Annotated in this window: 15 protein-coding genes and 1 pseudogene; 12 read left to right on the top strand and 4 right to left on the bottom strand. The window is 64.8% G+C overall.

Features of this window, described 5'->3' with window-relative positions; all coding sequences use genetic code 11:
- Nucleotides 1-290: 290 nt before the first annotated feature.
- Nucleotides 291-1,583: an MFS transporter gene (locus tag AAFX91_RS23435; protein WP_394568065.1), complete on the bottom strand. Its 1,293-nt coding sequence runs from the start codon at nt 1,581-1,583 to the stop codon at nt 291-293.
- A gap of 132 nt (nt 1,584-1,715) precedes the next feature.
- On the opposite strand from AAFX91_RS23435, the gene AAFX91_RS23430 reads away from it, so the two are divergent.
- Genes AAFX91_RS23430 through AAFX91_RS23420 form a run of 3 tightly spaced genes read left to right on the top strand, consistent with a single transcriptional unit; the run spans nt 1,716 to nt 5,921 of the window.
- The gene (locus tag AAFX91_RS23430; RefSeq protein ID WP_394568064.1) at nt 1,716-2,390 is read left to right on the top strand and encodes an ABC transporter ATP-binding protein; all 675 of its coding nucleotides are present in this window, start codon (nt 1,716-1,718) and stop codon (nt 2,388-2,390) included.
- Nucleotides 2,387-4,849, top strand: a complete 2,463-nt coding sequence (locus tag AAFX91_RS23425) for an FtsX-like permease family protein (protein ID WP_394568063.1) — start codon at nt 2,387-2,389, stop codon at nt 4,847-4,849. Before AAFX91_RS23430 ends, AAFX91_RS23425 begins: the two co-directional genes overlap by 4 nt.
- Nucleotides 4,839-5,921: a lipocalin-like domain-containing protein gene (locus tag AAFX91_RS23420; RefSeq protein ID WP_394568062.1), complete on the top strand. Its 1,083-nt coding sequence runs from the start codon at nt 4,839-4,841 to the stop codon at nt 5,919-5,921. Before AAFX91_RS23425 ends, AAFX91_RS23420 begins: the two co-directional genes overlap by 11 nt.
- A gap of 58 nt (nt 5,922-5,979) precedes the next feature.
- Here AAFX91_RS23420 and AAFX91_RS23415 read toward each other — a convergent pair whose 3' ends face one another.
- From AAFX91_RS23415 to AAFX91_RS23405, 3 genes are all read right to left on the bottom strand, one after another.
- Nucleotides 5,980-7,170, bottom strand: coding sequence for an ABC transporter substrate-binding protein (locus tag AAFX91_RS23415; RefSeq protein WP_394568060.1), 1,191 nt, complete (start codon nt 7,168-7,170; stop codon nt 5,980-5,982).
- Nucleotides 7,171-7,415: 245 nt separating this feature from the next.
- On the bottom strand, nt 7,416-10,571 hold the full coding sequence (locus AAFX91_RS23410) for an efflux RND transporter permease subunit (protein WP_394568059.1): 3,156 nt from the start codon (nt 10,569-10,571) through the stop codon (nt 7,416-7,418).
- A complete protein-coding gene (locus tag AAFX91_RS23405; RefSeq protein ID WP_245476455.1) occupies nt 10,568-11,704 on the bottom strand; it encodes an efflux RND transporter periplasmic adaptor subunit in 1,137 nt (378 codons plus the stop codon). The genes AAFX91_RS23410 and AAFX91_RS23405 overlap by 4 nt, the downstream gene beginning before the upstream one ends.
- 355 nt (nt 11,705-12,059) lie before the next feature.
- Between AAFX91_RS23405 and AAFX91_RS23400 the strand changes: the two are divergent.
- From AAFX91_RS23400 to AAFX91_RS23360, 9 genes and pseudogenes are all read left to right on the top strand, one after another.
- Nucleotides 12,060-13,209: pseudogene (locus AAFX91_RS23400) on the top strand (iron-containing alcohol dehydrogenase).
- 16 nt (nt 13,210-13,225) lie between these two features.
- Nucleotides 13,226-14,776, top strand: a complete 1,551-nt coding sequence (locus tag AAFX91_RS23395) for an AMP-binding protein (protein ID WP_130581085.1) — start codon at nt 13,226-13,228, stop codon at nt 14,774-14,776.
- 178 nt (nt 14,777-14,954) lie between these two features.
- Nucleotides 14,955-15,653: a DUF2270 domain-containing protein gene (locus tag AAFX91_RS23390; protein WP_130581086.1), complete on the top strand. Its 699-nt coding sequence runs from the start codon at nt 14,955-14,957 to the stop codon at nt 15,651-15,653.
- 72 nt (nt 15,654-15,725) lie between these two features.
- On the top strand, nt 15,726-16,613 hold the full coding sequence (locus AAFX91_RS23385; protein WP_394568057.1) for a TauD/TfdA dioxygenase family protein: 888 nt from the start codon (nt 15,726-15,728) through the stop codon (nt 16,611-16,613).
- A 146-nt stretch (nt 16,614-16,759) separates the two neighbouring features.
- On the top strand, nt 16,760-18,355 hold the full coding sequence (locus AAFX91_RS23380) for an ABC transporter substrate-binding protein (RefSeq protein WP_394568056.1): 1,596 nt from the start codon (nt 16,760-16,762) through the stop codon (nt 18,353-18,355).
- Nucleotides 18,356-18,528: 173 nt separating this feature from the next.
- Nucleotides 18,529-19,476, top strand: a complete 948-nt coding sequence (locus AAFX91_RS23375; protein ID WP_130581089.1) for an ABC transporter permease — start codon at nt 18,529-18,531, stop codon at nt 19,474-19,476.
- 3 nt (nt 19,477-19,479) lie between these two features.
- A complete protein-coding gene (locus AAFX91_RS23370; RefSeq protein WP_130581090.1) occupies nt 19,480-20,373 on the top strand; it encodes an ABC transporter permease in 894 nt (297 codons plus the stop codon).
- A gap of 8 nt (nt 20,374-20,381) precedes the next feature.
- Nucleotides 20,382-21,386, top strand: a complete 1,005-nt coding sequence (locus AAFX91_RS23365) for an ABC transporter ATP-binding protein (RefSeq protein ID WP_394568066.1) — start codon at nt 20,382-20,384, stop codon at nt 21,384-21,386.
- Nucleotides 21,383-22,375: an ABC transporter ATP-binding protein gene (locus AAFX91_RS23360; RefSeq protein ID WP_130581091.1), complete on the top strand. Its 993-nt coding sequence runs from the start codon at nt 21,383-21,385 to the stop codon at nt 22,373-22,375. Before AAFX91_RS23365 ends, AAFX91_RS23360 begins: the two co-directional genes overlap by 4 nt.
- The last annotated feature ends 82 nt before the right edge of the window (nt 22,376-22,457 follow it).

Genomic DNA, 22,457 nt, shown 5'->3' with positions numbered 1-22,457 from the left:
GGTCCTCCTTGCCGACCAGTTGACCTGTTACCCATGTCGCCGGTCTATTCTGTTACCCATGTAGCCGGTCAGGACCCACGCTCCCGCCTCTCCCCTTGTGGGAGAGGCCGTATCGCATGCAGCGAAGCGGAATGCGATGCGGGTGAGGGGTGCGGTCTATCGAGGGACTTGAGCTTGCGGAGGCAGACCCCTCACCCGGATTTCCCGCTTGCGCGCGAAATCCGGCCTCTCCCACAAGGGGAGAGGCGCTTCGAGTACGCGGATGCAGTGTTAGCGCAATTGCACCGAAGCTACGTCGGCGATACCGCGCTCTTCAGTTCGCTTGAGGGCGCGACCGCGTCGCGCAGCCTGGCGCGTTCGGTGTTGGGCCAGAGCAGCAGCAGGCCGAGCAGTCCGGATGCGATCATGATCGCGGCGTTGATGGTGAAGCCGGTCATGTAGCCGTCGAACAGATTCCCTGCGTGCTGGATCACGCTGCCCATGACCGCGGGCGCCACGATGCCGGCGAGGGTGTAGAGCGCGCCGTAGATCGCGATCACGGCGCCGCGCTGCGACACCGGCGTGAACTCGCCGATCATCGGTGCGCAGACCACGTAGATCGACCCGCAGAGGCCGGAGCCGAACACGAGCAGCGCGATCGTCAGTCCGCCCGGCGCGACATGGGGCATGATGGCCATGATCGTGCCGCCGACGATCAGCGGCACCGAGCCGAGCACGCCGCGTGCGCCGCGGGTGGTGAAGCCGCGCGCCAGCATCGATTGCGAAATCCAGCCCGTCAGCATCACGACCACGGCGCCGAACACCCATGGCAGGATCGAAATGAAACCGGCCTGATGCTGCGAATAGCCCAGTCCCTTGACGATGAAGGGCGTGAACCAGGTGAGCCCGAGCGACAGCGCCCAGTACGCGCCGAAGGTGGCGGCGACGCAGCCGACGAAGGTCCGCGAGGTCAGAAGCCGCGAATAGGGAATACGCTGCTCGCCGGCCGCCGTCGCCGCGCTCTCCACCAGCGGGCCTTCCTTGCCGAGGATGAACCAGGCCACCACCCACATCAGCCCGACGATGCCGAGCGCGCCGAACGCATAGTGCCAGTCGTGATTGACGATGATCCAGTTCAACGCCGGCACGGCCAGGATCACGCCGAAGGCCGAGCCCTGCGACAGGATCGCAATCGGCAACGTGCGCTTCTCGTCGGGGAACCATTTGAAGATGGCATGCGCCGCCACCGACGCCGCAGGCCCCTCGCCCGCACCGAGGATGATGCGGCAGATCAGAAGCGTGGTGAAGCCGATGGTGCCGACCATCGGAAACTGCGCCAGCGCCCAGATCAGCGCCAGCACCAACAGCACCCAGCGCGTCTCGACGCGGTTGACGATGAAGCCGACCACGATGGCCGAGATCGAGAACAGGAAGAAGAACGAGGACCCGAGCAGGCCGAACTGCTCGGGATCGAGCTTCAGTTCGGTCATGATCGGCACGCCGGCGAGGCCGACTACGATCTTATCCGCGAAGTTCACCAGCATGAACAGGAACAGGAGGAAGGTGATCTTCCAGGCGCCTTTCGGCGTCGGCTGTGCGGTCATGCTTGGCTCTCCCCGTGGTTTTCTCGCTTGCTCGGCTCTGCCGGCCGGCCCTGATGGGATGCTAGCCTTGGGTTTCCTGACTAGGCAACCGCGGATTTTGACCTGCCGGCCCTGCCGTGGCATCGACAGCGCATGGCAAGTGGAAACCGCCCCGTGCTCGAGGTCACCGGCCTGAGGAAAAGCTACCGTTCGGCCGGCGAGGACATCGCGGTGCTGCGCGGCGTCAATCTTGCGGTCGCCGCGGGCGAAAGCGTGGCGCTGACCGGGGAATCCGGCAGCGGCAAGAGCACGCTATTGCACCTGATCGCCGGGCTCGACGCCGCCGACGGCGGCGAGATCATCCTCGACGGCGTCAGCCTTTCCGAGCTCGGCGATGCCGGCCGTGCGGCGCTGCGCCGCGACCGGCTGGGGCTGGTGTTCCAGCAATTCAACCTGATCCCGAGCCTGACGGTTTCGGACAATCTTACCTTTCAGTCGCGGATCGCCGGACGGCATGATCCGAAATGGCACGACGAGCTGGTGGAGCGGCTTGGGCTGGCGCATCTCTTGAAGCGATATCCTGAGCAATTGTCCGGCGGCCAGCAGCAGCGGGTGGCGATCGGCCGCGCGCTGGCGCCCAAGCCGCTGTTGCTGCTCGCGGACGAGCCGACCGGCAATCTCGACGAGGAGACAGCCGACGAGGTGCTGGCGCTGGCGCGCGATTTGGTGGCGCGAACCGGCTGCGGCTTCCTGATGGTGACGCACAGCGCGCGGCTCGCAGCATTGCTCGACCGCCGGGTCAATTTGCATGCGGGAGTGATCGCATGAGGCGGGCGCTGTGGACATTGGCGGTGTTGCTCAGCCACTGGCGTCGGCATCCGATGCAGCTTGCGACGCTGCTGATCGGATTGATCTCGGCGACCGCGCTGTGGAGCGGCGTGCAGGCGCTGAACCAGCAAGCGCGCAACGCCTATGATCGCGCCGCAGCAACCTTCGGCGGCACCCGCACAGCGATGCTCGTCACTCGCGACAACGCCGGTTTTCCGCAACAGCTCTCTGTCGATCTGCGCCGCGCCGGTTGGCCGGTCTCGCCTGTCGTCGAGGGACGGGTGCAGATCGGCGGGCGATCGTTCCGGCTGCTCGGCATCGAGCCGGTGACGCTGCCGGGCGAAGTCAGCACTGCGCCCGTGATCGGCCGGACTGATCTGCAGTCCTTCGTCACGCCGCCCGGCGAGATGCTGGTGGCGCCGGAGACGCTGTCGGACCTTGGCGTGAAAGACGGCGAGCGGCCATCGTCGAATGGCGGCGTGCTGCTGCCGCCACTCCGCGTGCAGCCACAGCTCGTGCCCGGCGTCCTCGTGGTCGATATCGGGATCGCGCAGCAGATCCTGAAGATGCCGGATCAGATCTCCCGATTGCTGATCGGCAAGTCCAGCGCCAGACGCGCGCCGCTCGAAAGCATCGCCGGCGACAGGCTGCACCTGGTCGAGCCCAATGCGGAAACCGATCTCGAGCGCCTCACCGACAGTTTTCATCTCAACCTGACCGCGTTCGGACTGTTGTCGTTCTTCGTCGGGCTGTTCATCGTCAACTCCGCGATCGGGCTCGCCTTCGAGCAGCGGCTGCCGATGCTGCGCAGCTTGCGCGCCTGCGGGGTGTCGGCGCGGATGCTGAACAGCGTGCAGGTGGCCGAGCTGGTTTCGCTCGCGCTGGTCGCGGGCCTGGTGGGACTGGTGTGCGGCTATTTCATCGCGGCGGCGCTGCTGCCTGACGTCGCCGCCTCCTTGCGCGGGCTCTATGGCGCGCAGATTCCTGGGCAACTGACATTGAAGGGCGAGTGGTGGCTCGCCGGCATCGCCATCAGCATCCTGGGCGCGCTGGCGGCCGCCGCCGCAAGCCTTGCCAAGGCGGTCCGCATGCCGGTGCTGGCCTCGGCGCAGCCGCAGGCGTGGCAACAGGCGCAGCGGCGCTGGCTGGTGTTTCAGAGCGCTGCCGCGCTGGCCGCTTTCGCCGTGGCCGGCGGTTTTCTCTGGTTCGGCGATTCCCTGCTCTCTGGCTTTGCCGTGCTCGCCGCGCTGATGCTCGGCGCGGCGCTGATCCTGCCGATGATCCTGGAGATCGCGCTCGCGCTCGGCCAGCGCAGCGCCGGGCGGCCCGTCAGCATCTGGTTCTGGGCCGACAGCCGTCAGCAACTCTCGGGATTGTCCCTGGCGCTGATGGCGCTGTTGCTTGCGCTCGCGGTCAATGTCGGCGTCGGCACCATGGTGGAGAGTTTCAGCCGCACCTTCCTCGTCTGGCTCGACGGACGGCTCGCCGCCGACGTCTATGTCAACGCAGCCAGCGATACGCGGGCGACTGAGATCAAGGCCTGGCTGCGCGGGCGGAGCGAGGTTCAGGCGATCCTGCCCGGCGGCCGCGCGGATGCGCAGCTTGCGGGCATGCCGATCGAGGTGCTCGGCCTGCCCGATCAGGCGACCTTTCGCGACAACTGGCCGCTCTTGGAATCGAGGTCGGACGGATGGGATCGCCTGCGCGACGGCGACACCGGCTTTGCCAGCGAGCAATTGTCGCGGCGGCTGAAACTTGCGATCGGCGACCGGATCGAGGTGCCCGCGCCCGGCGGCAACTGGCCGCTTGAGATCGTCGGCATCTATGCCGATTACGGCAATCCCAAGGGCCAGGTCGCGGTGAACTTTGCCGCGCTAACGCGGCATTTTCCGCAAGTGCCGCAGACGCGGTTCGGGCTGCGCGTCCCACCGCCGGCCGTGCCCGCGCTGATCGCCGAGTTGCAGCGGAAGTTCGGCCTCGATGACCGCAGCGTCGCTGATCAGACGACGGTAAAGGCGGAGTCGAAACGCATTTTCAACCGGACGTTCTCGGTCACGTCGGCGCTCAACACCTTCACGCTGGGCGTCGCCGGTGTCGCACTACTCACGAGCCTCCTGACGCTGGCGAATTCCCGCTTGCCGCAACTTGCGCCGCTATGGGCGATCGGGCTGACGCGCGAGAAGCTCGCGAGGATCGAGCTATTGAAGACGATGGCGATGGCGCTGATCACCGCGCTGTTCGCGCTGCCGCTCGGCCTGCTGGTGGCGTGGTGCCTACTGGCGGTCGTGAACGTCAAGGCATTCGGCTGGCGCTTGCCGTTCCAGGTGTTTCCGTTGCAACTGGTGGAGCTGCTCGGCGTTGCCCTGGCGGCCGCGCTGTTGGCTGCGCTGCTTCCTGTCGTCAGGCTGGCGCGGATGCAGCCGGCGAGCCTGATACGGATATTTGTCAATGAACGCTAGCCCGATATCGCGCCGCGCGTTCGTCGGTGGCGCGCTTGCAGTTGGCCTCGCTGGCCATGCGCATGCGCAGGGTTTCGCGGGGCTCGGCGAGACCGCTGACGGTTTCGCGCCGGTCGTGCCTGGCAAGGGTTTCGTCTTCCCCCTCGATCACGGTCCGCATCCGGAATTCCGCATCGAATGGTGGTATGTGACCGCGAACCTCGTCGATGCGGCCGGCGCGGCCCATGGCGTGCAATGGACGCTGTTCCGGCAGGCGATGCGCGCCGGTGCGCAGCTCGAAGGCTGGGCCAATCAGCAGATCTGGATGGGACATGCCGCGGTCACGCGCGCCGACACGCATCGCTATTCCGAGACATTTGCGCGCGGCGGCGTCGGGCAGGCCGGAGTCGAGACGAGTCCGTTTGTCGGCTGGATCGACGCCTGGGAGATGCGCGCGCTCGACGGATTCAATGCGCAAAGAGTGGCGCCGCTGAAACTCAGCGCGACGGGTGCGGATTTCAGCTACGAGCTCCGCCTCGATGCGGAGCGGGCGCTGGTGCTGCAGGGCGACCGCGGCTACAGCAGGAAGTCCGATCGCGGACAGGCCTCCTATTACTACAGCCAGCCCTTCTTCAAGGCGGCCGGCCGCATCGTCATCGACGACAAGCCTGTTGAGGTCACGGGGCAGGCCTGGATGGACCGCGAATGGAGCAGCCAGCCACTCGCTTCTGACCAAACCGGCTGGGACTGGTTCTCGCTGCATTTGCCCAACGATGAGAAGCTGATGCTCTACCGGCTGCGCCAGAAGGACGGCCGCAACAACCTGTTCGGCAACTGGATCGAACCGGACGGCCGTTCCAGCGAGATCGCTTCAAGCGACAACAGCATCACGCCCACCGCATTCACCGAGATCGGCGACCGCAAGGTACCGACGGCGTGGCGTGTCGAAATCCCTGCGCGCGGGGTAAACATCGAAACCAGGCCGCTCAATGCGCGAAGCTGGATGGGAACGGGTTTTTCCTACTGGGAGGGCCCGATCAGCTTTGCCGGCAGCCACGCCGGCATCGGCTATCTCGAGCTGACGGGGTATTGAGATCACCGCGGCTCAAACGCTGCCGTCGTCCCGGGCTTGACCCGGGACGACAGCGAGATCACTTCGTCAGCGGACAGCCGCTTTCCTTGGCGGTGAAGAAGGCCTTGTCGCCCGGCACGACGGCGAGCTGCTTGTAGTAGTCCCATGGCTTCTTCGATTCCGAGGGCTTCTTGACCTCGAACAGATAGAGGTCGTGCACCATGCGGCCGTTCTCCAGCACCTTGCCCTTCGCGAAGGCGTCATCGACCGGCAGCTCCTTCAATTTCTTTGCCACCGCATCGCTATCCTTGGTTCCGGCGGCCTTCACGGCCTTCAGATAGGACAGCGTCGCCGAATAGGTGCCGGCATGGATCATGCTCGGCATGTGGCCGGTGCGCTTGATGAAGCGTTCGCTGAAGGCGCGCGAGGCGTCGTCGTGGTCCCAGTAAAACCCTTCGGTGAGCACAAGACCCTGCGCGGCCTCGAGCCCGAGCCCGTGCACCTCGGACAGCGTCATCAGCAGGCCGGCGAGCTTCTGGCCGCTCTTCACGATGCCGAACTCGGCCGCCTGCTTGATCGAGTTGGTGGTATCGAGGCCGGCATTGGCGAGGCCTACGATCTTCGCCTTCGAGCTCTGCGCCTGCAGCAGGAAGGACGAGAAATCCGACGAGTTCAGGGGAACGCGGACCGAGCCCAGCACCTTGCCGCCCTTCTCCTTGACGATGTCGCTGGTGTCCTTTTCCAGCGCGTAGCCGAAGGCGTAGTCGGCGGTCAGGAAGAACCAGGTGTCGCCGCCTGCCTGCACCAGCGCGCCGCCGGTGCCCACCGCCAATGCGCGGGTGTCGTAGGCCCAGTGGAAGCCGTAGGGCGTGCAGGCATCGCCTGTGATCCGCGAGGTCGCCGCGCCGACCACGATGTCGATCTTCTTCTTTTCCTTGGAAAGTTCCTGGATCGCCAGCGCGACCGAGGAGGTCGTGAGCTCGGTGATCATGTCGACGCCTTCGGCGTCATACCAGCGGCGTGCGATCGCTGAGGCGAGATCGGGCTTGTTCTGGTGATCGGCGGTGACGAGCTCGATCTTCTGTCCCAGCACCTCGCCGCCGAAATCCTCGATCGCCATCCGCGCGGCTTCGAGCGAATATTTGCCGCCGTAATCGGCGTAGACGCCGGACTGGTCGTTCAGGATGCCGATCTTGACGCCCTGGGCAAAACCTGGAGTTGACAGCAAAAGGCCGCCAAGAGCGACGGCGGCGAGCAATCCCGATTTCATAAATGATCTCCCTGCAGTTTCTGTTCGGAATATAAGCGAATGATATTTTATAACCCTGCGGCTGCCCATCACTTTCGGCTCAGCCATTAGTGGGGCTTGCGTCTACCTCTCTCCTGGTCATTCCGGGGCGCGCGCAGCGCGAGCCCGGAATCCATTTCCCCGCAGGCGTATGCGGCCCGATGGATTCCGGGCTCATCGCTTCGCGATGCCCCGGAATGACGGCGGTGGTGTGGGGCGGGCCCAGCTCAAGCTTCCACCGGCTTCTTCGGATGCCTGGGGTCGGCGAGCCCACGCACCACCATGTAGAAGATCGGCGTGAAGATCAGGCCGAACAGGGTGACGCCGAGCATGCCGAAGAACACGGCAACCCCGACCGCCTGGCGCATTTCCGATCCCGAGCCGGTCGAGACCACCAGCGGCAGCACGCCGAGGATGAAGGCGAACGACGTCATCAGGATCGGCCGCAGCCGCAGGCGGCAGGCCTCGATTACCGCCTCCAGCCGCGGCTTGCCCTCGGCCTCGATATCGCGCGCGAATTCGACGATCAGGATCGCGTTCTTGGCGGCGAGTCCGACCAGCACCACGAAGCCGATCTGGGTCAGGATGTTGACGTCCTGCCCCATGATGCGCACGCCGATGGTCGCGGCCAGCAGGCACATCGGCACGATCAGGATCACCGCAAACGGCAGGCTCCAACTGCCATACTGCGCGGCGAGCACGAGATAGACGAACAGCACGCAGATCGGGAACACGTAGAGCCCGGCATTGCCGCCGGTGACCTGCTGGTACGACAGATCGGTCCACTCGAACGCAAAACCGCTCGGCAGCGTTGCATCGGCGAGCTGTTTGATGGTGTCGAGCGCAGTCTGCGAACTCGTGCCGGGCGCCGGCTCGCCCTGCAGTTCGGATGCCGAATAGAGGTTGTAGCGCGCGACGCGGTCGGGCCCGGAGACGTCGCGGAATTCGACCACGCTGCCGAGCAGCACCATGTCGCCCGCCGCATTGCGTGTCCGCAGCCGCGCGAGATCAGAGGTTTCCATGCGGAACGGCAGGTCAGCCTGCGCGGTGACGTGATAGGTGCGGCCGAACAGGTTGAAGTCGTTGACATAGGTCGAGCCGAAATAGGTCTGGATGGTGTCGTTGATGTTTGCGATCGGCACGCCGAGCTTCTGCGCCTTGACGCGGTCGATGTCGACGAACACTTGCGGCGTATTCGCGGTGAACGGCGAGAACACCGAGGTGAGATATGGCGATTTGCGCGCGGCAGCGACAAGCTCGTCGGTCGCGGCGGCCAGCAGCTCGGGGCCGCGGCCCTGGCGATCCTGGACGCGGATGGTGAAGCCGCCGCCGGTGCCGATACCCGGCACCGCAGGCGGCGGGATCACGATGATGAAGGCCCCCTGGATCGCAGACAGGCGCTTGCGCAGCTCGGCCGTGATCGCGGCCGCCGACAACCCCTTCTTCAGGCGCGCCTCCGGCTCATCGAACACGGGGAACAGCGCCGCGGCATTACCCTGCTGCGTGCGGGTCGCGCCCGAGAAGCCGGCAAAGACCGCGACGCGAACGATGCCCGGCGTATCGAGCGCGATCCGCTCGATCTCGCGCACCACCGCCGTCGTGCGAGCCAGCGATGCCGCCCCCGGCAATTGCACCGATATGATGATGTAGCCCCGATCCTGCGCCGGAATGAAGCCCTGCGCCGTGGTCGCGAGCAACCAGCCGGCGCCGCCGATCAGCGCGACATAGATCAGCAGCATCACCGCCGTATGGCGGATCACGAAGTCGGCCGCTGCGGCATAGCCATGCGACAACCGGTCGAAGACGCGGTTGAACAGGCCGGTGAACTTCTCCCAGCCACGGGCAATGATGTTCCAGCGCGCCGCCGGCCGCTTCTCTTCATGCGGCACCAGGATCAGCGAGGCCAGCGCCGGCGACAGCGTCAGCGAGCAGAAGCAGGAGATCGCGGTCGCGACCGCGATGGTGACGGCGAATTGCTGGAAGAACTGGCCGGAGATGCCGCCGAGGAATGCGGTCGGCACGAACACCGCACACAGCACCAGCGCGATCGAGACCAGCGCTCCACCGACCTCCTCCATCGTCTTGAGCGCGGCATCGCGCCGGCTCATTCCGTGCGCGAGATGTCGCTCGACATTCTCGACCACCACGATAGCGTCGTCGACCACGATGCCGACGGCCAGCACCAGGCCGAACAGCGTCAGATTATTGATCGAGAAGCCGAGCGCAGCCATCACCGCGAAGGTGCCGACCAGCGACACCGGGATTGCGATGATCGGAATCAGCGCCGGCCGCCAGCCCTGCAGGAACACCAGCACCACGATGACGACGAGCACCATCGCCTCGTAGATGGTCTTGATCAGCTCTTTGATGGATTGTGCGATGAATTCAGTCGGGTTGTAGCCGATATTGTAGTCGAGCCCTTTCGGGAAGCTCGCCTTGAGCTTGACCATCGTATCGGAGATCTCCTTGGCGGTGGCGAGCGCGTTCGAGCCGGGCCGCTGCGTCACCAGCATGCCAACCGCCGATTTCTTGAGCAGGAAGCTGTTGGTGGTGTAGGACAGCGCTCCAAGCTCGACGCGGGCGACGTCGCGCAGGCGCACGGTGCGGCCGTCGGCGCCGGCCCTGACCACGATATCCTCGAACTGCCTGGGATCCTTGAGACGGCCGGTAAAGACAAGGTTGGGCTGGAACGCGCGATCCGCAATCGGCGGCTCCGCGATCTGTCCGCCGGCGATCTGCAGGTTCTGCGCGCGGATCGCCGCCAGCACCTCGGTTGAGGTCAAGCCGAGATTGGCGAGGCGGTCGGGATCCAGCCACAGCCGCATCGAGTAATCGCGCGCGCCGAAGATCTGGATGTCGCCGACGCCGTCGAGCCGGAGCAACTGGTCGCGGACCTGCAGCAGCGCGTAGTTGGAGATGTAGAGCTGGTCGAAGCTGTCATCGGGCGACAGCATGAACACGACCATCAGGATGTCCGGGCTGTTCTTGCGCGTGGTCACGCCGTTGCGCTGCACCTCCTCGGGCAATCGCGGCTGCGCGATCGCAACGCGGTTCTGCACCAGAACCTGGGCGGTATCGAGGTTGGTGCCAAGCTTGAAGGTGACAGTGATCGTGAGTTGCCCGTTCGAGGTGGCCTGGCTGTAGAGATACAGCATGTCCTCGACGCCGTTGATCTCCTGCTCGATCGGGGCAGCGACGGTGTCGGAGACGGTCTGCGCGGAGGCGCCGGGATAGTTCGTGGTGACCACCACGGTCGGCGGCACCACTTGCGGATATTCGGAGACCGGCAGCGTGGTGTAGGCGATCGCCCCGACGATCAGGAGCACGATCGACAGCACCATCGCCAGGATGGGCTGGTTGATGGAGAGCCGCCCGAGATTCATGATTTGCCACCGGCCGCGGCTGGGGCGGGATGCGGGCTCACCTTGGCGCCGACGCGGGCGCGCTGCAGGCCATCGACGATCACGCGGTCTTCCGCCTTGAGGCCTTCACGGATCACGCGCAGGCCTTCGTCGAGCGGGCCGAGCACCACGGGCTTCGCTTCCACCGTGTCGTCATCCTTGACCACGAACACGATCTTGCGCGACTGGTCGGTGGCAACAGCCGTGTCGGGCAGGAGCAGCGCTTCATACGGCGCGCTGCCGATGAGCCGCACGCGGCCGAACTGTCCGGGCAGGATCGAGAGATCCTTGTTCGGAACCACCGCGCGGCTGCGCAAAGTGGCGGTCGAGACGTCCAGCCGGTTGTCGAGGAAATCCATCTTGCCTTCGTGCGAGGGCTTGGTTTCGCCGGTCAACGTCACCTGGACCGGATTGGCCGTATCGCGCGAACTCGGCCGCCTGCCCTCGAACCAGAGCCGGTTGTTCCGCAAATAGGTCGCCTCGTCGACGTCGAAATAGATGTAGATCGGGTCGAGCGACACGATCGAGGTGAGCAGGGTCGCGCCGCCCTCGCTGCCCTGCACAAGATTGCCGACGCTGACGAGATGGCGGCTGACGCGGCCGGTGAGCGGCGCCAGCACATGGGAGAATTCGATGTTGAGCTGCGCCGCCTTCAGCGCGCCCTCGGCCTGCATCTCGGCGGCGTGGGCCGCCTGCAAGGCCTGACGGCGCTGGTCGACGACCTGTTCGGAGACTGCACTGGTCTGAACCAGGTTCAGGCCGCGGTCGAGCTCGCGCTTGGCGAGCTCCGCCTTGGCGCGCGCGTCCGCAAGTTGTCCCTCGGCCTGCTTGGCGACGGCCTCAAACGGGCGCGGATCGATCACGTAAAGCAGGTCGCCGGTGCGGACGATGGCGCCATCGCGAAACTCGACGCTGGTGACGAAGCCGCCGACGCGGGCGCGAACCTGGACCTCCTCGATCGCTTCGAACCGCCCGGTGAATTCGTCCCAATCCGTGACCGTACGCTTGGTCGGCTGAGCCACGGTGACCGCAGGGGCCGGCGCCGCCGCCTGTGGCTGCTGCTTGTCACCACAACCGGTCAATGCCAGGGCTGACGTTGCCAAGGCAATGAGCAGGCCAAGCGCGCTGACGCCGCGCCGTGAGTGGGCCGTCAAGCTTCCCGTCCTATCGGTCGCGCCCAAGTCGATCTCCCCCTGAACAGCACAGCCGGCGCGCGCATTGCGCCGCTCGGATGCGCACCTTACACGCCGCGGAGGTCAAAGATGTGACCGGAGGCCAGTCTGTTCAAGAGAGGGGCGGGATCAAGCAAAATCATTGTCCTTTTTCGTGGCCGCACGCCGACGCAGACGGTGATCGCCTCCAAGAAGCCGGGACCGGGGACGCCAACGGCGCATCTTCGGGCATGACGAGCCGTTCCGGCTCCGTTAGATTGTCGTCAAAGAAAATAAATCTTTCAGGGAGGGTCGGCTCGTGCACCGAGGACGTGTCGTATTTGGCGCGATGGAGGAGGTCGTGTTCGGCCGCCAGGCGGCTGAGGCGATCGCAGGTGGCGCGGGTGGCCGCGCAACGCGCTTTCCTGATGGTCAGCGGAACGCTCAACCGCGCGACCGACGAAATCGAGCGTATCCGCGCCGCACTGGGCGCGGCCTGCGTCGGCATTTTCGATGCGATGCCGCCGCATACGCCGCGCACCGCCGTGGTCGCGGCAGCCGAGCAGGCGCGCGCCGCGAAAGCCGACCTTATCGTCACCATCGGCGGCGGCTCGATCACCGACGGCGCCAAGGCGGTGCAGCTCTGCCTCGCCAACGATATCCGCAGCGCCGACGACATCGACAAAGTCCGCACCAGCCACGGCGTAACGCCTCAAATCAATGCACCCAACGTACGCCAGATCAGCGTGCCGACGACGATCGCAGGCGGCGAGTTCACGGCGATCGCCGGCGTCACCAACGAGAAGAAGCGGGTCAAGGAACTGCTGACCCATCCCCAGGTGATGCCGCGCGTGGTGATCCTCGATCCCTGGCTGTCCACTCACACGCCGGAATGGCTGTGGCTCTCGACCGGCATCCGCGCGGTCGATCATTGCGTCGAGGGCATCTGCTCGAACGAATCGCACCCCTATGCCGATGCACAGGCGCTGAAGGGGCTGTCGATGCTGGCGCAGGCGCTGCCGCGGGCCAAAGCCGACGCAACCGACATCGACGCACGGCTGGACTGCCAGATCGGCACCTGGCTGTCGACGGGACCGCTCGCCTCCGGCGTGCCGATGGGTGCGAGCCATGGCATCGGCTATGTGCTCGGCGCCGAATTCGACCTGCCGCACGGCTACACCTCCTGTGTGATGCTGCCGGCGGTGATGCGCTGGAACAAGTCCGCCAATGCCGAGCGGCAGGCGCAGGTCGCCGCCGCCATGGGCCATCCCGGTCGGGACGCCGGCGACGTGCTCGACAACTTCATCCGCGGACTGGGCCTGCCGCGCAGCCTCCAGGACGTGCGGATCGGCCCCGAACATTTCGACCATATCGCGGCGCAGGCGATGAAGACGCCGTGGGTTCCGCGCAATCCGCGCACCATCGCTAGCGCCGAGCAGGTCCGCGAGATTCTTCTGTTGGCAGCATGAGGGAAATTTTCCACCGATGTATACCGGAAAGCACGCTTATCTGCGCCCGTTGCAACCCGCCTTCATCATGGCTGCGACGGGCGAGACCGTCACCTATCGCGAGCTCGAGGCGCGCAGCAACCGGCTGGCGCATCTGTTTCGAAAGTGCGGCCTGAAGCGGCAGGAGCACTATGCGATCTTCATGGAGAACAACAATCGTTATCTGGAGGCCTGCGGCGCCGGCGAGCGGTCCGGCCTCTATTTCACCTGCGTGAACTCCTATCTGACCCCAAGCGAGCTCGCCTACATCCTCACCAACAGCCAGTCGCGCATCCTGATCACGTCAAAAGCGAAACTCGACGTCGCGCGCGAGGCGCTGAAGGAGTGTCCGCAGGTCGAGCTCTGCATCGTCGCCGACGGCGACGGGGAAAGCGATCGCATCGTCGGCCTGCAACAGGTGACCGGGGGCCTGCCGGCGACGCCGATCGAGGATGAAGCGATCGGCACCGCGATGCTCTATTCGTCCGGGACCACAGGGCGCCCCAAGGGCATCCTGCGGCCGCTGCCGGAGCAACCGCCATCACGGCAACTGCCGCTGTTCGATTTCCTGCAGAAACTCTGGCACTACCGCGAAGGGATGATCTATCTGTCGCCCGCGCCGCTCTATCATTCGGCGCCGCAGGCGGCCGTCAACCTCACCATCCGCGTCGGCGGCACGGTCGTGATCATGGAGAGCTTCGATCCCGAGCGCTATCTGCAGCTCGTCGAGCAATGGGGCATCACGCACACGCAGTTGGTCCCGACGATGTTCTCGCGCATGCTGAAGCTGCCGGAAGATGTGCGGAACCGCTACGATCTGTCGTCGCTGGAGATCGCAATCCACGCCGCCGCTCCCTGCCCTGCCCTCGTCAAGGAAGACATCATCAACTGGTGGGGGCCGATCATCCACGAATATTACGGCGCGACCGAGGGTCTCGGCTTCACCGCCTGCAACAGCGAGGAGTGGCTTTCCCATCGCGGCACCGTGGGCAAGGTGCTGCTCGGCGACCTGCATATCCTCGACGAGAACATGCAGCCGAGCCCAAAGGGGACGCCGGGCACGGTGTGGTTCAAGACCGCCTCGCCCTTCGAATATTTCAACGATCCCGGCAGGACCAGGGAGGCACGCTCGCCGGACGGCAGCATGAGCACGGTCGGCGACGTCGGCTATGTCGACGATGACGGCTATCTCTATCTCACCGACCGGTCGACCTTCATGATCATCTCCGGCGGCGTCAACATCTACCCGCAGGAATGCGAAAACCTCCTAATCACCCATCCCAAGGTCGCGGACGCCGCGGTGTTCGGCGTGCCCAATGCCGATCTCGGCGAGGAGGTGAAGGCGGTGGTGCAGCCGATGCATGACGTGACGCCGGGTCCTGACCTTGCGGAGGAACTGATCGCCTTTTGCGCGCAATCGCTGTCGCGCCAGAAAGTGCCGCGCTCGATCGATTTCGAGGCGGAACTGCCGCGGCTGCCGACCGGCAAGCTCTACAAGCGCCTGTTGCGCGACCGCTATTGGGGCAACAAGACCTCGCGCATCGTGTGACGTGGCGCATCCGCGCTCGCGCTGCGACGCAGAGCATCTTCACGGCCGCCCGGCAGAGATAGAGCGTGATCTCTGCGCAAGCGCTTTTGCGTTTGTCGCGAGTAAAAACCGGTGTCCACTTTTCCGGATCATGCTCTATAGTGCCTGATTGTCTGCCAGCTTCGTCGGGAGGCACGCCATGGCACTGCCCGAGCCACGCGAGCCCACGCCGCTACCGGCCCCAAGGCTCGAATTCACTGCCGCAGAGATTGGCGCCCTCGCCCACCTCTACCGGGGCGAGGTTTACCGAAGCACGGTCTGGCGTACGCGCCTCGACAGCTCAACCAACTGGGCGGTGGTCACGACGGGCATTGCCTTGTCGGCAACCTACAGCAGCGCCGAAGCCTCGCCTTTGCCGATGGTCCTTGTCGGCCTGCTTGTCACCGTGTTCCTGCTGTTCGAGGCCCGGCGCTACCGTTACTTCAATGTGTGGCGGGCCCGCGCGCGCCTGCTCGAAACCGATTTCTACGCACCGATGATCCGCGGCGAACGGCTTGACCCGAATTCGGCCTGGACCGAGTTGCTCGCCAATGATTATCGCAATCCGAGCTACCACATCAGCTATGTGCGCGCGGTTGGCCGAAGGTTGCGCCGCACCTATGGCTGGATCTTCGCGATCCAGGCCATTGCCTATTACGGCAAGCTCGCGATCCATCCGGTGCCGCTGACCAGCCTTGCCGAGGTTTGGGAGCGCGCCGCGATCGGCCCCATTCCGGGCACCCTGGTCGTTCTTGCGGGAGTCCTCTTTCACACAAGCTGGGCAATTTTCGCGCTTGTCACGCATCACATCGAAACCACCAACCGACGCGAGCGGCAAAGCCTGATCGCGATGGGGTGATTACGGCTGCGTTGCCCGGCTGCAGCTTTTACCCTAAATCTTGGGCAACAAGAAAATCAGGGAGGATGGCCGATGGACGTGGTCCGGGTGGGTCCGGGATTCGCTGCGGAAATTCGCGGCGTGACGCTCAACGATGTCGTCAGGAGCAAAGCCGCCTATGCTGCAGTGCGTGCGGCTTTTGAAGCGCATTCCGTGCTGGTGTTTCGCGACCAGGACGTGTCAGATGAAAAGCAATTGGCATTCTCGCGCCGTTTCGGCCCGCCGGAAGTGACAAAAGTCGGTTCCATGGGAACGGGATCGCATTTCGTGATCCTCACGACCATCGGTCCCGACGGCAAGGTGGTGCCAACAGATCATCGCCAGGCGCTGCGCAGCAAGGCCAACCAGCTCTGGCACACCGATTCCTCCTTCAAGCGCGTGCCGGCGCTGACCTCGATCCTGTCTGCACGAGTGATTCCCGGTCATGGCGGCGAAACCGAATTCGTCTCCACCCGCGTCGCGTTCGAGCTGCTCGACGAGGGCCTCGCAAAGCAGCTCGAAAACTCCTTCGCCTGGCATTCCTACGCGCATTCGCGCGACCAGATCGCGCCCGGCCTTGCGACACCTGAGGAGACGGCGGTGCTGCCGCCGGTGTGCTGGCGCATGGTGTGGCGCAACCCCGTCAATGGCCGCGGCGCACTCTATCTCGCATCGCACGCCTATGCAGTCGAAGGCATGGCTGCTGCCGCCGGCAAGAAGCTGATCGATGAACTCATGGCGGCAGCCACCGCGCCGGGAACGGCCTACTTGCACAAATGGCGGCAGGGCGATGTCGTGATGTGGGACAACCGCGCCACCATGCATCGCGAGCGGCCGTGGCCGGCGCATGAGCCGCGGCTGATGATCCGCACCACGATCTCGGCGACCGAGGCCGACGGTCTCGCCACCATGGGCCTGCCGTCGCCGCAAGCCGCGGAATAGCGTCCGCACTGCAGCGCCAATTGTCGCAGGCTCGGCATTCATCCGAATTGCCGATCCTCGTGCACACGACGCTGGTTGCTCAGACGTCCCACCATGGTATCCTCGATACCAAATCGGCCATAGAGACCGAACGTCGGGAGGAAATGATGCGGAGCGTGCGAGCGCTGGCCGTGGCGGTGCTGTGTTGGCTTTCGGCTTACGATGTTTCGCTGGCGGAGCAACCGAAGTCCGGCGGCATCCTGAAGATGTATCACCGCGACAGTCCGGGGAGCGCCTCGATCCACGAAGGCGCGAGCTATTCGTTCAATGTTCCCTTCATGCCGGTCTTCAACAACCTGGTGATTTTCAACCAGCATGTTGCGCAGAACAGCGTCGATACGATCGTGCCGGAACTCGCGGAGAGCTGGGCCTGGAGCGACGACAAGAAGAAATTGACATTCAAGCTTCGCAACGACGTCAAATGGCATGACGGCAAGCCGTTCACCTCAGCCGACGTCAAATGCACCTTCGAGCTCTTGATGGGCAAGTCGCAGCAGAAGTTCCGCCAGAACCCGCGCAAATCCTGGTACGACCAGGTCAACGACGTCACCATCAACGGTGATTACGAGGCCTCCTTCAATCTGAAGCGCCCGCAACCGGCGCTGCTGTCGCTGCTCGCCTCCGGCTATAGCCCGATCTATCCCTGCCATGTCTCGCCGGCGGAAATGCGCACCAAGCCTGTTGGCACCGGTCCGTTCAAGTTCGTCGAATTCAAGGCCAACGAGTCGATCAAGCTGACGAAGAACCCGGACTACTTCAGGAAGGGCCTGCCCTATCTCGACGGCATCGAATTCACCATCGTCACGAACCGCTCGACGGCGATCCTGGGCTTCGTCTCCGGCAAGTTCGATATGACATTCCCGACCGAAATGTCGATTCCGCTCTTGAAGGACGTCAAATCGCAGGCGCCCAATGCGGTCTGCGTGGTGGAACCGAGCAATGTCTCCACCAACATCATCATCAATTCGTCGGCGCCGCCGTTCGACAATCTCGACATCCGCCGCGCCCTGGCGCTCGCCATTGACCGCAAGGCGTTCATCTCAATCCTGTTCGAGGGACAGGCTGATATCGGCGGCACCATGCAGCCCGCGCCGGCAGGATTGTGGGCGATGCCCAAGGAGATTCTGGAGACGATCCCGGGCTATGGGCCCGACGTCAACGCCAACCGCGAGCATGCGCGCAAGCTGATGCAGAAGGCGGGCTACGGCCCCGACAAGCATCTGCAGATCAAGGTGTCGACCCGCAACATCCCGATCTACCGCGACCCGGCCATCATCCTGATCGACCAGCTCAAGACCATCTATATCGACGCCGAACTCGACGTCGTCGACACCGCGCAGTGGTTCCCGAAGGTCGCGCGCAAGGACTATTCGCTGGGCCTGAACCTCACCGGCAACGCGGTCGACGAGCCGGATCAGTCCTTCTACGAGAACTATTCCTGCGACTCCGAGCGGAACTACACCAACTACTGCAACCGCGAGATCGAAAAGCTGTTCGACCAGCAGTCGGCCGAGACCGACGCCGACAAGCGCAAGAAGCTGGTCTGGGAGATCGACAAGAAACTGCAGGAAGACGTGGCGCGGCCCATCATCCTGCACAGCCGCACCGGAACCTGCTGGCAGCCCTACGTCAAGAACGTGACGGTGATGTCCAACAGCTCCTACAACGGCTACCGCTACGAGGACGTCTGGATGGATAAGTAGCGTGTATCCACGGTGGGGCTGCTCCCTGCTCCCCCTCTCCCGCTTGCGGGGGAGGGCTGGGGTGGGGGTCTCTCCACGAGTCGTTGAGCGGAGAGAGCCCTCACCCGGCGCTTTGCGCCGACCTCTCCCGCAAGCGGGAGAGGTGAAGAGAGTTTAAAAAGGAGCGTGGCCAGGTGCTAGCCTATATCGTCAGGCGCCTCTTCCTGATGCTCGTGACCCTGTTCGGGATCTCGGTCATCATCTTCGTGCTGCTGCGCGTCGTGCCCGGCAACATCGTGGATATCCTGTTCGACGCCGCCGGCTATGTCGATCCCGCCGACAAGGCCAATCTGGAGAAGGAACTCGGCCTCAGCGACCCGATCGTGGTGCAGTATCTCAAGTGGATCGGCGGCCTCCTGCACGGCGATCTCGGCTATTCCTACGTCTCGGAAAAGCCGGCGCTGCAGGAGATCCTGCCGCGGATCCCGATCACGGCGAAGCTCGCCGGCCTAGCACTGTTGTTCTCCGCCTCGATCGGCATTCCCTTGGGCGTGCTGAGCGCGGTGCATCAGGGCACGCGACTCGACTACGCCTTACGCGTGGTCAGCCTGAGCGGGCTGTCGCTGCCGTCATTCTGGCTGGGACTGCTGATCCTGATGGCGTCGGTCTCGATGCTCGGCTGGATGCCGATCTACAACCCGAATCCGCAGACCTGGGCCGAGGCGTTCGCGATCTACTGTATTCCGGCGATGGCGGTCGGCTTCCGCAGCGCGGCACTGACCATGCGCATCACCCGTTCCTCGATGCTGGAGATCCTGCGGCAGGATTTTATCCGCACCGCCCGCGCCAAAGGCGCCTCCGAGGCTTCCGTCAACTATCACCACGCGCTGAAGAACGCGGTGCTGCCTGTCATCACCGTGATCGGCATCGAGGCGGCGTTCCTGATCGGCGGATTGATCGTCACCGAGACGGTGTTCAACATTCCCGGCATCGCGCGCTTCCTGGTCGAGGCGCTGCGCTGGCGCGACTACCCCATCGTGCAGAATCTCGTGATGTTCATCGCGGTCGTCGTGGTCGTCGTCAACTTCGCGGTGGACATGCTCTACGCCGCGATCGACCCGCGCATTCGCTTCGGAGATTAGCTCTTGGCTGTCATCAACTTTGATGCCGAACTGAAACGAGCCGGCGCTGACGCCACTCACGGCTGGCGGCGGCTGACGTTCCTTGCGCAGCGTTATCTGCTCGGCACGATCGGCCTCGTCATCATGGTGCTGTTCGTCGCGATGGCGCTCTCGGCCGACCTGATCAGCCGGTATGATCCGCTTGCCGTGGATTCGGCGCACCGCCTGGCGGCGCCCGACGCGCTGCACTGGTTCGGAACCGATTCGTTCGGCCGCGACGTCTGGAGCCGCATCATCCATGGCGCGCGCATCTCGCTCGCGGTCGGTCTTGGCTCCACTGCGCTCGGGGCGTCGATCGGCGTCATCGTCGGGCTCGCCTCCGGCTATCTCTCCGGCTGGGTCGATCTGTTGTTCCAGCGCATCACCGACATCCTGCAATCGCTGCCGCTGCTGGTGCTGGCGCTGGTGATGACGGCTGCACTCGGCCCGTCGCTGCCGAACGTCATCATCGCGATCGCGATTCCCCTGATCCCGACGGTGGCGCGCGTGATCCGCGCCAACACGCTGGCGCTGCGCGAACTGCCGTTCGTGGAAGCGGCCAAATCGATCGGCATGAGCGAGATGCGGATCGCGTTCCGCCACGTGCTGCCGAACACGCTGGCCCCCCTGATCGTGCTCGCGACGGCGCAGCTCGGCTCCACCATCCTGACGGAGGCGTCCTTGTCGTTTCTCGGCCTCGGCATTCCCGAACCCTACCCGTCCTGGGGACGCATGCTTTCGGAATCTGCCGCAGAATATGTGCGCGTTGCGCCATGGCTCGTGATCTTCCCGGGGATCGCGATCAGCCTCGCCGTGTTCGGCACCAATCTGTTCGGCGACGCCTTACGCGACATCCTCGATCCGAGGCAGCGCGGCTGATGAACGCGATGAACAAGGAACAACCTGTGCTCGAGGTGAAGAACCTGAAAACGGTCTTCTTCACCAATTCGGGATTGTTCAGGGCGGTCGACGACGTCTCCTTCAGCGTCCGCCGCGGCGAGACGCTGGCGATCGTCGGCGAATCCGGCTGCGGCAAGAGCGTCACCGCGCTCTCGGTGATGCGGCTGGTGCCGGATCCGCCCGGCAAGATCGTTGGTGGCGAGATCGTGCTCGAAGGCAAGAACCTGCTCGCGCTCGATGACGAAGCGATGCGCAAGATCCGCGGCAACCGCATCTCGATGATCTTCCAGGAGCCGATGACCTCGCTCAATCCGGTGATGCGGATCGGCGACCAGATCACCGAAGCCTTGCGTCTGCACCAGGATGTCAGCGGCAAGGAGGCCTGGAAGCAGGCGGTCGACATGCTGCGCCTGGTCCGCATTCCCGAGCCGGAGCGGCGCGCGCAGGAATATCCACACCAGCTTTCGGGCGGCATGCGCCAGCGCGCGATGATCGCGATGGCGCTGGCCTGCCGGCCGGCGCTGTTGATCGCGGACGAGCCGACGACGGCGCTGGATGTGACGATCCAGGCGCAGATCCTGGCGCTGATGGTCGATCTGCAGAAGAAGCTCGGCACCGGGCTGATCCTGATCACGCATGATCTCGGCGTGGTCGCGCAGACGGCGCAGCGCGTGATCGTGATGTATGCCGGCCGGAAGGTCGAGGAAGCGAGCGTCGAGGCGCTGTTCGAGAACCCGCTGCATCCCTATACGCGCGGCCTGATGGCCTCGATCCCGGCCGTGCCCTCGCTCGACGCAAAAGCCGATGTGCGGCTGGTCGAAATCCCGGGCATGGTGCCGTCGCTGACAAAACTGCCGCCGGGCTGCCCGTTCGCGCCGCGCTGCCGGTTCGCGATCCCGTGCTGCCGCGAGGAATATCCGCCGCTCGGCGATTTCGGCGGCCGGCACTTTGCCGCCTGCTGGCGCGCAGGCGAGATGGCGGAGGCGTCATGACCGAAGCGCAGCCGCTCCTGGAGGTCACCGACCTCGTGAAACATTACCCGGTGCGCGGCGGCGTGCTGCGGCGGCAGGTCGGCACCGTGCATGCGGTCGATGGTGTGAGTTTTTCGCTGGCTCCCGGCGAGACGCTCGGACTCGTCGGCGAATCCGGCTGCGGCAAGTCGACGGTGGCGCGCAGCGTATTGCGATTGGTCGAGCCATCGAGCGGCGAGATCCGGCTGAACGGCGAGGCGATCACGCGCTTGAGCAAATCGGAGCTGCGGCCCTACCGCCGCTCGATGCAGATCGTGTTCCAGGACCCGTTTGCGTCGCTCAACCCGCGCATGACCGCGGGCGACATCGTCGGCGAACCCCTGAGCGTGCACGGACTGGCCTCGGGCGAGCGGAAGCAGGAGCGCGTCGCGGAACTGTTCCAGCAGGTCGGCCTGCGGCCCGACCAGATGAAGAACTATCCGCACCAGTTCTCCGGAGGCCAGCGCCAGCGCATCTGCATCGCACGCGCGCTGTCGCTCGGGCCAAGCCTGATCGTCTGCGACGAGCCGGTCTCCGCGCTCGACGTCTCGATCCAGGCGCAGGTGATCAACCTGCTGATCGACCTGCAGCGCCAGCGCAACTTCTCCTACCTCTTCATCGCGCATGATCTCGCCGTCGTCGCCCATATCAGCCACCGCGTCGCCGTGATGTATCTCGGCCGCATCGTCGAGATCGCAGACAAGGCCGAGCTGTTCGCCAATCCACGCCATCCCTACACACAGGCGCTGCTGGCCTCGGTGCCGGTCGCCAATCCCCGGATCAAACGGCTGACGCCTTTGGTCGAAGGCGACGTGCCGAGCCCGATCAACCCGCCCTCCGGCTGCGCGTTTCACACCCGCTGCCGCTACGCGATGGATCGCTGCAAGCTCGAGCGCCCGCCGCTGGTGGACGCGGGCGCCAGACATCAGGTGGCGTGCTGGCTGAATGAGGGAACGGGGCGGGCCGATTAACTCCGCCGTCGTCCCGGGCTTGACCCGGGACCCATATGTGGACGGCCCCCGTGGCACAAGAGCTTTTGAGGTGATCGGATCG

This window comes from Bradyrhizobium sp. 31Argb, from assembly GCF_043638955.1.
Taxonomy (GTDB): domain Bacteria; phylum Pseudomonadota; class Alphaproteobacteria; order Rhizobiales; family Xanthobacteraceae; genus Bradyrhizobium.
Note: the sequence above shows the minus strand (reverse complement) of the source record. Positions and strands in the feature narration are given on the sequence as shown.

Coding starts and splice junctions, on each gene's coding strand:
- AAFX91_RS23435 (WP_394568065.1), bottom strand. CDS start 1,583: ATGACCGCACAGCCGACGCCGAAAGGCGCCTGGAAGATCACCTTCCTC.
- AAFX91_RS23430 (WP_394568064.1), top strand. CDS start 1,716: ATGGCAAGTGGAAACCGCCCCGTGCTCGAGGTCACCGGCCTGAGGAAA.
- AAFX91_RS23425 (WP_394568063.1), top strand. CDS start 2,387: ATGAGGCGGGCGCTGTGGACATTGGCGGTGTTGCTCAGCCACTGGCGT.
- AAFX91_RS23420 (WP_394568062.1), top strand. CDS start 4,839: ATGAACGCTAGCCCGATATCGCGCCGCGCGTTCGTCGGTGGCGCGCTT.
- AAFX91_RS23415 (WP_394568060.1), bottom strand. CDS start 7,170: ATGAAATCGGGATTGCTCGCCGCCGTCGCTCTTGGCGGCCTTTTGCTG.
- AAFX91_RS23410 (WP_394568059.1), bottom strand. CDS start 10,571: ATGAATCTCGGGCGGCTCTCCATCAACCAGCCCATCCTGGCGATGGTG.
- AAFX91_RS23395 (WP_130581085.1), top strand. CDS start 13,226: ATGTATACCGGAAAGCACGCTTATCTGCGCCCGTTGCAACCCGCCTTC.
- AAFX91_RS23390 (WP_130581086.1), top strand. CDS start 14,955: ATGGCACTGCCCGAGCCACGCGAGCCCACGCCGCTACCGGCCCCAAGG.
- AAFX91_RS23385 (WP_394568057.1), top strand. CDS start 15,726: ATGGACGTGGTCCGGGTGGGTCCGGGATTCGCTGCGGAAATTCGCGGC.
- AAFX91_RS23380 (WP_394568056.1), top strand. CDS start 16,760: ATGCGGAGCGTGCGAGCGCTGGCCGTGGCGGTGCTGTGTTGGCTTTCG.
- AAFX91_RS23365 (WP_394568066.1), top strand. CDS start 20,382: ATGAACAAGGAACAACCTGTGCTCGAGGTGAAGAACCTGAAAACGGTC.
- AAFX91_RS23360 (WP_130581091.1), top strand. CDS start 21,383: ATGACCGAAGCGCAGCCGCTCCTGGAGGTCACCGACCTCGTGAAACAT.